Genomic DNA, 12,873 nt, shown 5'->3' with positions numbered 1-12,873 from the left:
CCACGTGGCCGTTCTCGCCGTACTTCACCGGTACGTCGTAGACGGGGTCACCCAAGCCCGGACAAGCAGAGGGACCCCCGGACGAGCCGGGGATCCCTCCACCTCCGAACGAGCCGAACCCCTCAGGACAGCTCGACGAGCAGCTGGCCGCCGGTGACGGCCTCTCCGGGCTTCACCAGCACCTGGCCGACGGTGCCGGCAGCGGGAGCGGTGATCTCGGTCTCCATCTTCATCGCCTCGAGCACCACCAGGACGGCGCCGGCCTCGATGGTCTGGCCCTCCTCGACGGGGATGCGGGCGACGGTGCCGGCGAGCGGGGCGCGCACGCCCTCGCCGTCGCCGCCGACCGGAGCAGCCGCCGGGGCCGCGGCGGGCGGAGCGAAGTTGCCGCCGGCCATGAAGATGCCGAGCGTGGGCTTCGGCTCCTCCTCGACCTCGACCTCGACCTCGTAGACCTGGCCGTTGACGGTCACCTTGAGCTGCATGTCCTCACCTTCGCCTTCGCCTGGCCGTTCACCGGGCACCGTGGATGATCCGGTGACCCTGGACGGCCACGCGACCCTGCTGGGCCCACGCCTGACCGGTCCGGTAGTGCACCTGCTTGACCTTCGCGCGGTGGCCCAGGAACGACGCCACCGCGGCGGAGATCGCGAGCACGACCTCCTCGGGAATGTCCTGCTCCTGCCGCGCCCGGACGGCGGCGACCTCGGCCTCGAGGGCCGCCACCCGGTCCGTGAGCTCGCGGATCGCGGCGAGCAGCTCCTGCTCGGTCGACACCTCGGGGCTCACGTCGGGCCCAGCCCGTGCTTCTTGGCGGGCCGCACGTCGCGCTTGCTGGCCAGCATCTCCAGCGCCCGCGACAGCTCGGCCCGGGTGCAGCAGGGGTCGATGATGTCGTCGACCAGGCCGCGGCCGGCGGCGACGTACGGCGTCGAGAACGTCGAGCGGTACTCGTCGACCAGCTCGGCCCGACGCGTCTCGGGGTCCTCGGCCTCGGCGATCTCGCGCCGGAACACGATCTCGGCAGCGCCCTCGGCACCCATCACCGCGATCTCGGCCGTCGGCCACGCGAACACCTTGTCCGCACCCAGGTCCTTCGAGCACATCGCGACGTACGCGCCGCCGTAGGCCTTGCGCAGCACGACCGTGAGCTTCGGGACGGTCGCGGCCGAGTAGGCGTAGAGCAGCTTGGCGCCGTGGCGGATGATGCCGCCGTGCTCCTGGGCGACGCCCGGCAGGAAGCCCGGCACGTCGACCAGCGTCACCAGCGGGATGTTGAAGGCGTTGCAGAACCGGACGAACCACGAGCCCTTGTCGGAGGCGTTGATGTCGAGCACACCCGACATCACGCTCGGCTGGTTGGCGATGATGCCGACCGTGCGACCGGTGATGCGACCGAAGCCGATCACGATGTTCTGGGCGTAGCCGGCCTGCACCTCGAGGAAGTCGGACCGGTCGACGATGTGTGCGATGACCTCGCGGACGTCGTAGCCCTTCTTGTCCGAGACCGGGACGATCTTCTGCAGCTCGGGGTCGGGCTCGATCGTGTCGTCGGGGTCGACGATCGGCGGGTCCTCGGTGTTGTTCTGCGGCAGGAAGCTGAGCAGCTTCTTGGTGATCAGGATCGCCTGCTCGTCGTCGTCGGCGACGAAGTGCACGACACCGGAGCGCGACATGTGCGCGTCCGCGCCGCCGAGGGCGTCGGAGGAGACCTGCTCACCGGTGACCTGCGCGATGACGTTCGGCCCGGTGATGAACATGTGGGCCTTGCGGGTCTGGATGATGAAGTCCGTCAGCGCCGGGGAGTACGCCGCGCCGCCGGCGCACGGGCCGGCGATGATCGCGACCTGCGGCACCACGCCGGAGAGCAGCACGTTGTTGTAGAACACGCGGCCGTAGCCGGCCAGCGAGCCGATGCCCTCCTGGACCCGGGCGCCGCCGGAGTCGTTGATGAACACGAACGGCGTGCCGGTCGTCAGGCTCGCCTTCATCATCGCGACGACCTTGTCGCTGTGGACCTCGCCCGCCGAGCCGCCCGCGACCGTGAAGTCCTGGCTGGCCACGTGGACCGGGCGGCCGAGCACGGCGCCCTCACCGGTGACGACGCCGTCGGCGGGCATGTCGACCTTGTCGAGACCGAAGTACGTCGACTGGTGGCGGGCGAACATGCCCGTCTCCTGGAACGTGCCCGGGTCGAGCAGCGCGTCGATCCGCTCGCGCGCGGTCAGCTTGCCCTGGTCGTGCTGCTTCTGCAGACGGCTCTCGCCGCCCCCGAGCTCGACCTTGCGGCGGCGCTCGCCGAGCTCGGCGATGCGCTCCTCCATGGAGGCCTGGTGGTGCTTGTGCTTGCTCACCGGATTCCCTTCAGGCTCGCTCGACGGTGACGTCGTGCTTGTGGCCGTTCAACGAGACGGCGTAGTGGATGGGGCCCTTGACCGGACCGCTGCCGGGCTCGGCCGCGGCGGCGAGCTTCTCGGCCGCCTGCTGCGCCGGGTCCTTGCCGACGTTCTTCGGGCCCTCGGGCCGCTCGAGGAAGAACTTCGGGGCGACGCCCGGGAACATCGCGTAGGTCAGCACGTCCTCGTCGCTGCCGTCGGCGCCCTCGAGCGCGTTGGCCTCGCTCTGCAGCTTCTCCCACTCGGGCTCGAGCAGGTCGGCCGGCCGGACGGTGATCGGCTCCTTCTTGGTCTGCGCCTGGGCGGCCGCGACGATCTCGGGGTCGCGGGGGCCGATCGACTCGCCGTAGTAGCCGAGCATCAGGTCGGCGAACTCGGCGGTGAGCACCTTGTAGGGGCCCATCAGCACGTTGAACACGGCCTGGGTGCCGACGATCTGGCTCGACGGGGTCACCAGCGGCGGGTAGCCGGCGGCCTTGCGGACCCGCGGCACCTCCTCGAGGACCTCCTTGAGGCGGTCGCCCGCGCCCTGCTGGCGCAGCTGCGACTCCATGTTGGAGATCATGCCGCCGGGGATCTGGCTCTTGAAGATCTCGGTCTCGACGCCGGTGATCGCCGACATGAACTCGGTGTACTTCGGCCGCACGACGGCGAAGTGGTCCTTGATCTTCAGCAGCCGGTCGTCGTCGAGGTTGGTCTCGTACGGCGTCCCGTGCAGCATCTCGACCAGCGACTCGGTCGGGTTGTGGCCCGGGCCCATCGAGACCGAGGAGATCGCGGTGTCGACGACGTCGGCACCGGCCTCGATCGCCTTCATCAGGCTGACCAGCGTGACGCCGGTGGTGGCGTGGCAGTGCACGTGGACGCGCACGTCCTGGCCGAGCGACTCCTTGATGGCGCCGACGATGTCGAAGGCCGGCTGGGGCCGCAGCAGCGCCGCCATGTCCTTGAGGCACAGCGAGTCGCAGCCGAGCTCCATGAGCTCGTGGGCCATGTCGACGTAGCCCTGCACGGTGTGCAGCGGGCTCTCGGTGTAGCAGATCGTGCCCTGCGCGTGCTTGCCCACGCGGCGGACGGCCTTGATGGCCTCGCGCACGTTGCGCACGTCGTTGAGGGCGTCGAAGGTCCGGTAGACGTCCATGCCGTTCTCGGCGGACTTCTCGACGAACTTGTTGACGACCGTGTCCTCGTAGTGGCGGTAGCCGAGGAGGTTCTGGCCGCGCAGCAGCATCTGCAGCTTGCTGTTCGGCATCAAGCGGCGGAAGGTGCGCAGCCGCTCCCAGGGGTCCTCGTTGAGGAAGCGGATGCAGGCGTCGTACGTCGCGCCGCCCCAGCACTCGACCGACCAGTAGCCGGCCGCGTCGATGTCGGCGCACGCGTCGACCATGTCCTCGAGGGCCATGCGCGTCGCCATCAGGCTCTGGTGGGCGTCACGCAGGATGAGCTCGGTGACCCCGATCTCTCGTCGTGCCGCGGTCGCGCCGGTGGCGCCGACGCCCCCTGTCTCGGTGTCGCCGTTGGTCATGGCTCAACCCTGGCAGAGGGGTGAAGCCGTGCCCCGGGTCCTTGGTCCTTCGTCCGCGGGCCGTTGCTCGTCCGAGCCTGGCCGGTCCCGGGAACGGAGTCCCGGGACCGGCCGATCAGGGCTCGGAGTGGTGCCTCACCGGTGGCGCAGCGTGCCTGCGAACCACTTGTCGGTCCACAGCTTGTCGGTGCGCACGCGGGTGCCGGAGTACGGCGAGTGCAGCACCCACCGGTGGCCGTGCTTGAACCCGGCGTACACGCCGACGTGGTAGACCCCGCCGCCGTCGTAGAAGAAGATCAGGTCCCCGCGGCGCATGTTGCTGCGCTTGATCCGGTCGGCGAAGTGCGCCTGCGCCGCGGAGGTCCGCGGGATGTGCTTGAACCCGGCCTTGCGGTAGGAGAAGTAGGTCAGGCCCGAGCAGTCGAACCGGTCCGGGCCGGCGGCTCCGGAGGCGTAGGGGTCGCCCTTCTGGTTGACCGCGATGCCGACGGCGTGGCCGACCTTGCGGGCGATGGCCTTGCGGTGGAGCTCGCGGCGGGCCTCGCGCTTCTGGGTCTGCTGGGTGTCGCGGCCCGCGGTCGCGCCGTGGGCCTGGTCGAGGGTGACGGGTGCGGTGGCCAGGAGGCCGACCGCGAGAGCGCCGCTCGCGAGGGCGCGCAGGATGAGGGACATGTGCGTGGTTTCCTTCCCACGCCTGTGAGGTGAGCTGTCGGGTTCGGGCGTGGAAGGTGCCCGGCCACCGGCTGGTGGCTTCACCCCGAGCGGTCCCCTGGTCTCGGAAGACGAGGGCGGGACCGCGAAGGTGGGTCCCCCACTCCTGCCCCGGATGTTGTCGACCGGTCACGGACGGGCAGGACTCGGCGTACCCGCGACCGGTTGTGCATGGTGCAAACGGTCGGGAACGGTAGCCAGGCAGACCGGCCGAACACGAGTCGAGCTGCCGCTCGACGCGTGGCGCGGGCCACAGTCCCCGCGTGGATCAGGCCGAAAGATGGACGAAGATCACACGATCACCCGGCCCTCGTCGAGGCGTACGACGCGGTCCGCGACCTCCCACACGCGCTGGTCGTGGGTGGCCACCAGCACCGCCGTACCGCTGCGGGCGGCGGCCGCGAGCGCCGCGACGACCTGCACGACGTGGTCGTCGTCCTGGTGCCCGGTGGGCTCGTCGAGCACGGCGAGCCGGGGGCTGAGGACCAGGGCCCTCGCCACCGCCGTGCGCTGCTGCTCGCCGAGCGAGGTCTCCAGGACGCCGCGGCGGGTGAACGTCGAGAGGTCCAGCGCCTCCGCGAGCGCCGCGAGGGTGGGGGCGGGGTCGCTGCCGGCGCGGTAGGCCGGCAGGCAGACGTTGTCGGCGACGCTCAGGCCGGCGAGCAGCCCGTGCTGCTGGGGCACGACCGCGACGACCGCCCAGTCGGTGACCTGGTCGGCGGGGCGCCCGGCGACGGTGACCTCACCGCGCTCGGGACTCTCCAGGCCGGCCGCGAGGTGGCACAGCGTCGACTTGCCGGAGCCCGACGGTCCGGCCAGTGCCACGAACTCACCGGGGCCGACGGCCAGCGAGACGTCGTGGAGCACCTCGACGCGCCCGGTGCCGGCGCCGTAGCCGTGGCTGACCGCACGGACCTCGAGGACGCTCATGGGGCCTCCTCGGGGCGCCGCAGCCGCACCTCGTCGCCGACGGTCTCGACGACCACGCGGCGCGAGGGGAAGAGCTCGAGCACCGCCGGCGGCAGCTGGAGCCGGCCGGTCGAGTCGATGACCGCCGCCGCGGCGCGGGCGCCGGCGGTCTCGCTGGACAGCACCCCGTGGCGCAGGTGCAGCAGCCGGTCGGCCCGGTGGGTGACCCGGTCGTCGTGGCTGCTGATGACGACCGCGGACCCAGCGGCCGCGACCGCCAGGAGGGCGTCCATGACGAGGTCGGCGTTGGCGTGGTCGAGCTCCGCTGTCGGCTCGTCCGCCACGACCAGCGCCGGTGCGCCCACGAGCGCCAGCGAGACGGCGAGCCGCTGCTGCTCGCCGCCGGAGAGCGCGTTCGGCAGGTGGTCGGCGCGCTCGGCGAGACCGACGGCGGCGAGGGTCTCGCGCGGGTCGGCCGCCGCTCCCCCGCGCCAGGCCGCGACCTGGCGCAGCTGGTCGGCCGCGCGCAGGTGCGGGAAGACCCCGAGCGACGAGCGCTGCGGGACGAAGCCGATGCCGCGACGGCGCAGCGTCCGCAGCTCGCGGGTGGAGACCTCCCCGACGTCGCGGCCCAGCACCTCCAGGCGACCCGCGCTGGGCCGGTCCCGGGCGCCGAGGAGCGTGAGCAGGCTGCTCTTGCCGCTGCCCGACGGACCGGCGACCACAGTCAGCGCGCCGGGGTGCAGCTCGAGGCCGATGCCCCGCAGGGCGTGGGTCTCGCCCGTCGCGGACCGGAAGACCTTCACCAGGTCCTCGCAGACGACGGCCGTCGCGCGCTCAGCCGCCGGCACGGAGCACCTCCGCGGTCCGGCGCCGGGCGGCGCGGCGGGCCCCGACGAGCCAGGAGACCAGCACGATGGCCACCAGCACCGCGGCCAGCGTCAGCGCGTCGGGCCAGCCGGGCCGGGGCCGGGCCAGGGGCGCGATCGCGGTGGTCGCGTCGATCATCGTGGGGGCCACGACGAGGACGCCGACGCTCAGCCCGGCCGCGACCAGCGCGACCATGACCGCCCGCGCGACCTCCCAGGCGCGGGAGCGGGCCAGCTCGCCGGTCGAGAACCCCACACGCCGCAGCAGCACGTCGGACACGGCGTCGCGGTCGGCCAGCCGCAGTGCGAGCACGAGGGCCGCTGCGAAGCCGAGGACGAGGACGACGCCGCCGAGGGCAGCGACGTACGCCGCTGCCCAGGTGGAGGCGACCAGGCCGTTCTCGACCCGCAGACCGTCCGCGGTCACCACGTCGCCGTCGACGGCGACGCGGGCGCCGCGCAGGGTGTCGCGCAGCTCGGTGGTCGACCCGGGCGACCACACCCACGAGCTGAACGCGCCCGCGTCCCCGCGCGAGGCCCCCTTGCGGCGTGGGTCGATCGTCTTCGGGACCAGCGGGAAGATCCGCCGCGAGCTGATCACGACCGTGTAGTCGTTGGGTTGGCTCTCCGAGCCCGGGAAGGCGTCGACGACCCCGACCACCTGGATCGGCACCTGGACGCCCTCGGAGTTGAAGTCGAGCGCCGCCTGGTCCCCGGGCTCCAGGTCGGAGTCGCCCACGATGATCACCGGCACGCCCTCGGCCTCCTCGGCCAGCCGCGGCACCAGCGAGCGGCCGGCCGCGAGGTCGCCGGAGGCGCCCCAGTCGGCCACGTCGGCGAAGGTCTCGGGGTCGATGGCCATCAGCGGCTGCTCGCCGAACCGGGGCGGCACCACCACGCCGTGGCGCCACACGATCGACGTCCCGGGTGCCGGCGCGGTGACGGCGACGCGCCGGCCCTGCCCGCGGAAGTCGTCGGCCACCTCGATCGAGGAGCGGGCGCCCGCCAGAGCCGCGGTCTTGTCGGCGACGCCGTCGTCGATCCCGCGCTGGACGGCGAGGGTGTAGGCGAACATCCCGAGGGCGACGGCGACGACCGCGGCCAGGGCGCTCACCTCGCGCAGCACCGTGCCGCTGCGCCGGCCGGCCAGCCAGCGCGCGCTGCCGGGCCGGGACCGCAGCCGCCACCGACCGGCGAGCAGCGCAGCGGCCCGGGTCACGATCACCGCGACCGAGGTCGCGACGAGCAGTGGCAGCACGATCGCCAACGGGGTGCGGCTGCGCTCGGCCGGGTCGAGCGTGAGGACCGCGATGGCGAGCACGACGGTCGCGACGATCACGGCCGCACCCCAGGGCACGCTGATGCGCCGACCGCCCAGCCGCGACAGCCGAGCCTGGCGGTCGACCGCGAACGCGGTCGCACCCGCGACCGCCGCCACCACGACCAGGGCGAGCCCGGAGGCGGTCCCGGCGCGCACGAGGTCGGCCGTTCCCAGGTCGATGCCGGCGTCCTCGGAGGGTCCGGCCGTGCTCACGCCGAGCACGCCGAGCCCCAGGCCGAGCGGCACGGCCACGAGGCAGACCGGCACGACCTCCAGGGCACCCAGCAGCGCCAGCTCCCCCGGCCGCAGGCCCAGGCCGGAGGCGAGCAGCTGCTCGCGCCGCCTGCTCAGTCCGAGCAGCACCCACGCCGCGGCCAGGAGCAGTACGGCGAGCAGCTGGCCGCCGACGGCGTACGGCCGCACCTGCACACGTGCGGTGTCGGCGGTCGTCTCGGCCCCGGCCACGATGTCGGGCAGGCCGGTGGCGATGTCCAGGCGGGCGGGCTCGGGCTCGCCGTTGCGCAGCGAGGAGCCGAGATCGCTGGCGAGGTCGACGGACTCGCGGCCGACCGCGGCCACACCCCGGGCCGCGGCGGCGGCCTGGCTGGGCGTGAGGTCCTGGTCGAGCAGCAGGTCGGCGGTGAACACGACGTTCTCGAAGACCCTCATCGCGATCCGCTGCATCGTCGCCAGGTTGGTGATCGCGAGCGGTGCGCCCACGCCCGGCCGATCGGGCTCGAAGGGCACCAACCAGCGGTCCGAGGCCGGGAGGTCGGCGAGCGCGGTCGGCAGCACCGACCCCTCGGGCGTCGGGTAGGTGCCGAGGAGGGTGGTCCGCGCGACGGTCGGCTTGCCCTCGAAGAACGTGTCGATCATGCCGAGGGAGACCTGGTCGCCGGGCTCGACGCCGAGCTCTGCGGCCGTGGTGTCGCTCAGCCAGACCCCGTCGGCGTCGGGGTCTCCACCGAGCCGCTCGACGGCGCCGTCGTGGTAGAAGACCGACGCGGGGCTCCGGTGGCCGTTCGCCAGGGCGTAGGCACGCCGCATCCGGCTCTGGCCGAACCCGGCCGCGCCGAGGTCGGGCTCGCCGTACCCCGGCAGCGCCGCGAGCCGGTCGAGCACCACCTGCAGGTCCTGGGGCGGCAAGAACGCGTCCCAGACCACCCGCAGGTCCGCGGATCCGGGGCCGAAGGGGCTGCCGGCGGCGGCGCGCAGACCGGTGTCGAGCGCGGTCGTGCGGGCGGTCCTGACGAACAGCGGAGGCGCCGCGACCGAGGCGACCAGCAGGGTCGTCGCCACCAGCACGAGGGCCAGCCAGCCCGGTGTCCGCGCGAGTCGGCGCGGCGCAGCCCACCACAGCGCGGGGGCGGCGGGCCGGCTCACCGGGCCAGCGTACGGCGGTGGGAGCGCTTCCACGTCGGCTTTCCCGCCGCCCCGGGCAGCCGCGTCTCTGGGAGCCACCCGAGACGTCCTACGTTCTGGGGGTCAGGACGCCCCCCTCGTACGACGTCCCCTGAACCGCCCGGCGGAGGTCATCCGAGGTGGCTGCCCGGGTGACCAGTTCGGATGACGTCCGCGCCGACCCCACCGACATGACCACGAAGCCCCGGAGTCGTCAGGCGGTGGCGGGCTCCACCAGCTCGAGCAGGTCGGCGACGGAGTCGACGACGCGAGTGGGGCGGTACGGGAAGGTCGCGACCTGCTCGGGGCGGGTCGATCCGGTGGTGACCAGGATCGTGCGCAGCCCGGCCTCGAGCCCGCTGATGATGTCGGTGTCCATCCGGTCCCCGACCATCACGGTGGTCTCCGAGTGGGCCTCGAGCCGGTTGAGGGCGCTGCGCATCATCAGCGGGTTGGGCTTGCCGATGAAGTACGGCTGCCGCCCGGTGGCGGTGCTGATCAGGGCGGCGACCGATCCGGTGGCCGGGAGCATGCCCTGCTGGCTGGGTCCGCTGACGTCGGGGTTGGTGGCGATGAACCGCGCGCCGCCGTCGACCAGCCGGATCGCCCGGGTGATCGCCTCGAAGGAGTAGGTGCGGGTCTCCCCCAGCACGACGTAGTCGGGGTCGCGGTCGGTCATCACGTAGCCGATGTCGTGCAGCGCCGTGGTCAGGCCCGCCTCGCCGACGACGTACGCCGTCCCGTGCGGGCGCTGGTCGTCGAGGAACTGCGCGGTCGCGAGGGCCGAGGTCCAGATCGCGTCCTCGGGCACGTCGATCCCGCTGCCGAGCAGGCGGGCCCGCAGGTCGCGCGGGGTGAAGATCGAGTTGTTGGTCAGCACCAGGAACCGCCGACCCGAGGACTGCAGGGCCGAGATGAACTCCTGGGCGCCCGGGATCGGCACCTCCTCGTGGACGAGCACGCCGTCCATGTCGGTGAGCCAGGTCTCGATCGGGCGCGTGGTCATGGCGCCATTGTCGCGGACGTCCCCGCCGGGACGCCGGACATCACCGCCGGGGCAGCAGCACCTCGATGCCGTCGGCGGGGTGGGACCCGGTGACCCGCCCGCCCAGCGCCTCGACCACCGTGGTCACCTCGCCGACCCGGTCCAGGGGCTCGGCGGCGGTCGCCTTGCCCCGCCCCTCGCACTCGACGTGGATGCGCAGGTGCCCGCCCTCCTCGCCGTGGAACACGATCCGCACCGCGCCCGCGCCGCGACGTACGACGTCGGCGAGCAGCAGGTCGGTGACGTGCTCGATCGGTCCGGGCGTGTAGGTGAGCGACAGGTCGCCCTCGGCCGCGGCGGTCAACGTGCGGTTGCGTACGCCGAGCCGGTCGGCCCACCGCTGGGCGAGCTGCGTCGCCAGGTCGACGAGGGGCAGCTCGGCGCCGGCCACCAGGCTGCCGCGCCGCGTCATCTCGACCAGCTCGGCGGCGACCGCGCCGACCTGGTCGACCGCGGCCAGGCCGCGCGCCGCCGAGACCTGGACGTCGGCCGGCACGTCGTCGCGCAGCGTCAGGTCCTCGAGCTCGAGCCGCAGCCCGGTCAGCGGCGTCCGCAGCACGTGGGAGGCGTGCTCGGCGAAGTCGCGCTCACGCTGCACGCGGTCCTCGAGCTGGCGGGCGCTCGCGCGCAGTGCGTTGGAGATCGCCCGCGCCTCCGGCACGCGGGTGCGCGGCAGCTCGAGGTCGAAGCGCCCCCGTCCCAGGGCCGCGGCGGCCACGGCCAGCCGCTGGAAGGGCGAGGAGAGGGCGGAGGCGATGAGGAAGCCCGCGATGCCCGCGACCACCGCGATCAGCACGAACAGGGCGGCGATCGAGCCGGTGTCGCGCCCGACGATGTCCCGGATGACCTCGGGCGACTGGCTCACGGTGAGCTCGGCACCGTCGAGCGCCAGTGCCGAGGACAGGTCCGCGTCGGGGTCGTCGCTGCCGACGTAGTCGGATCCACGCACGACCAGCGGCTGCTCGCCGTCCGCGTCGTACTCCAACCGGCTGTCCGGGCTCACGAGGTCGGAGAGGAACTCGGTGTCGATCGCCCCGCCGGCCTTGGCGCGGTCGTCGAGGATCGCGCCGATCAGCTCCACCTCCTGGCGCAGGTGGGCGGCCTCCTGCTCCTGGATCAGGTCACGCAGGACATAGGAGCGGATCACCCCCGCGCCGAGGAGCAGCACGACGGTGAGGACGACGAAGGCGACAGTCAGGCGCTCACGCATCGGGGGTGCCGCCCTCGAGGCGGAAACCCACGCCCCGAACGGCCACCACTCGGTCTGTCACGCCCACGCTCTCGAGCTTCTGGCGCAGCCGTCCGATGGTGACGTCCAGCGTCTTCGTCGAGCCGTACCAGTTCTCGTCCCACACGTCGGCCATCAGCCGGCCGCGGGAGACCACCTTGTCCCGGTTGGCGGCCAGGATGTTCAAGACCTCGAACTCCTTGCCGGTGAGCGGGACCTCCTCCTCGCCGGCGTACACCCGCCGGGCGTCCACGTCGATGCGCAGCCCGTCGGGCTTGGCATCCTCGGCCGCGGCCGAGCTGGAGGAGGTACGGCGCAGCAGGGCACGCACGCGCGCCTGGAGCTCCGCCAGCCCGAACGGCTTGGCCAGGTAGTCGTCGGCCCCGTAGTCGAGGCCCACCACCCGGTCGAGCTCGCCCGCGCGGGCGGTGACGATCATGATCGCCCCCTCGAACCCCGCTTCCCGGGCGCGACGGCACACCTCGAGGCCGTCGATGTCCGGGAGACCGAGGTCGAGGATCACGACCTCGGGTGAGGTCGCCAGGGAGTCCAGGGCCCGCTGGCCGCTGTCCACCCACGAGACGTCGTACCCCTCGCGCTCCAACGTCCGGACAAGGGGGAACGCGATGTCCTCCTCATCCTCTACGACGAGAACACGGTGCGCCATGGGAGGGAGCATAGGGCCCGAGGCACCTGCTCCGAGGACGGTACTCAACCTTCGCCCTCCGGCGATTCGCGCGTGAGCGCCGCCCGCGGGGGCTGGCGCACCCCGTGCGGGCCGCCCGGGACGTCCCCCGGACCGTCCTCGACCCGCCCGTCGGCCAGCTCGTCGGCCAGCTCTCCTGACGGGCCGGACGGCGCGCCACGGGCGCGCTCGCGGCGGCGCCGGACCTCGGTGGCGAGCAGCAGCACCAGGAGCCCGACCGAGGCCGCCAGGACCACCCGGGTGACCGGATGGAAGATCACGAGGTAGAGGTAGCCGACCCAGGGCAGGGTGTAGACGACGCGGGGCAGCGTCGGCTCGTCCGGGACCAGCACCCACGGGTCCCGCGCCGGCTCGGCGTCGCCGCGCGTGATGATGCCGCGCGGCCCGGTCCGCACGATCCGGTGGGTGACGAGCCCGTCGACCCCCGACGAGGCGGGGGGCCGGAACGTGATGACGTCGCCACGCCGCAGGTCGCCCACCGGCACGTCACGCTCGAAGACGACCGATCCCTGCGGGATCCCGCCCGCCGCGCCCGAGTCCATGGAGTCCCCCGACATCACGTAGCGATCCAGGCCGAGCCCGACCGGGAGCAGCACCAGGACGGAGACCGGGCCGAGGATGACCACGAGCGCGAGCAGGCGTCCCCACGGCGTGGACGCCGGGCGGTGCGGGGAGGTCGTGATCTCCATGGCGGATGCTCTCCGAGAGCGGGTAGGGGGCTGGTTCTGTCCGGCGCTCCCCCCCAGCAGCGCCGGACAGACG

General features: G+C 73.1%; 12 protein-coding genes and 1 riboswitch. All 12 genes read right to left on the bottom strand.

Annotation, left to right across the window (positions count from 1 at the left end; all coding sequences use genetic code 11):
* Positions 1–122 precede the first annotated feature (122 nt).
* Positions 123–485 carry a biotin/lipoyl-containing protein gene (locus tag Q0L15_RS02905; protein ID WP_296602109.1) on the bottom strand — a complete coding sequence of 121 codons (363 nt, stop codon included), beginning with the start codon at positions 483–485 and terminating at the stop codon, positions 123–125.
* Positions 486–513: 28 nt separating this feature from the next.
* Complete coding sequence (locus tag Q0L15_RS02900) at positions 514–789, bottom strand: hypothetical protein (RefSeq protein ID WP_296602108.1); 276 nt, start codon at positions 787–789, stop codon at positions 514–516.
* The gene (locus Q0L15_RS02895; protein ID WP_296602111.1) at positions 786–2,324 is read right to left on the bottom strand and encodes an acyl-CoA carboxylase subunit beta; all 1,539 of its coding nucleotides are present in this window, start codon (positions 2,322–2,324) and stop codon (positions 786–788) included. The genes Q0L15_RS02900 and Q0L15_RS02895 overlap by 4 nt, the downstream gene beginning before the upstream one ends.
* A 40-nt stretch (positions 2,325–2,364) precedes the next feature.
* Entirely contained in the window at positions 2,365–3,921 is a 1,557-nt protein-coding gene (locus tag Q0L15_RS02890) for a methylmalonyl-CoA carboxytransferase subunit 5S (RefSeq protein ID WP_296602106.1), read from the bottom strand.
* A 135-nt stretch (positions 3,922–4,056) separates the two neighbouring features.
* Positions 4,057–4,593, bottom strand: a complete 537-nt coding sequence (locus Q0L15_RS02885) for a C40 family peptidase (protein ID WP_296602105.1) — start codon at positions 4,591–4,593, stop codon at positions 4,057–4,059.
* Between the two features lie 7 nt (positions 4,594–4,600).
* Positions 4,601–4,794: riboswitch (cyclic di-AMP (ydaO/yuaA leader) on the bottom strand.
* A gap of 129 nt (positions 4,795–4,923) precedes the next feature.
* Positions 4,924–5,562 carry an ATP-binding cassette domain-containing protein gene (locus Q0L15_RS02880; protein ID WP_296602103.1) on the bottom strand — a complete coding sequence of 213 codons (639 nt, stop codon included), beginning with the start codon at positions 5,560–5,562 and terminating at the stop codon, positions 4,924–4,926.
* Entirely contained in the window at positions 5,559–6,392 is an 834-nt protein-coding gene (locus tag Q0L15_RS02875) for an ATP-binding cassette domain-containing protein (RefSeq protein WP_296602101.1), read from the bottom strand. Before Q0L15_RS02875 ends, Q0L15_RS02880 begins: the two co-directional genes overlap by 4 nt.
* Positions 6,379–9,114 carry a hypothetical protein gene (locus Q0L15_RS02870; RefSeq protein WP_296602100.1) on the bottom strand — a complete coding sequence of 912 codons (2,736 nt, stop codon included), beginning with the start codon at positions 9,112–9,114 and terminating at the stop codon, positions 6,379–6,381. Before Q0L15_RS02870 ends, Q0L15_RS02875 begins: the two co-directional genes overlap by 14 nt.
* Positions 9,115–9,346: 232 nt before the next feature.
* A complete protein-coding gene (locus Q0L15_RS02865) occupies positions 9,347–10,138 on the bottom strand; it encodes an HAD-IIA family hydrolase (protein WP_296602098.1) in 792 nt (263 codons plus the stop codon).
* 40 nt (positions 10,139–10,178) lie between these two features.
* The gene (locus tag Q0L15_RS02860; RefSeq protein WP_296602095.1) at positions 10,179–11,387 is read right to left on the bottom strand and encodes a hypothetical protein; all 1,209 of its coding nucleotides are present in this window, start codon (positions 11,385–11,387) and stop codon (positions 10,179–10,181) included.
* On the bottom strand, positions 11,380–12,072 hold the full coding sequence (locus Q0L15_RS02855) for a response regulator transcription factor (RefSeq protein WP_296602093.1): 693 nt from the start codon (positions 12,070–12,072) through the stop codon (positions 11,380–11,382). The genes Q0L15_RS02860 and Q0L15_RS02855 overlap by 8 nt, the downstream gene beginning before the upstream one ends.
* Before the next feature lie 44 nt (positions 12,073–12,116).
* Entirely contained in the window at positions 12,117–12,800 is a 684-nt protein-coding gene (locus tag Q0L15_RS02850; protein ID WP_296602092.1) for a hypothetical protein, read from the bottom strand.
* Between the last annotated feature and the right edge of the window lie 73 nt (positions 12,801–12,873).

The organism is Nocardioides sp. (assembly GCF_024509035.1).
In the GTDB taxonomy this organism is placed as follows: Bacteria; Actinomycetota; Actinomycetes; order Propionibacteriales; family Nocardioidaceae; genus Nocardioides.
This window is presented reverse-complemented; position numbering and strand designations above follow the sequence as displayed.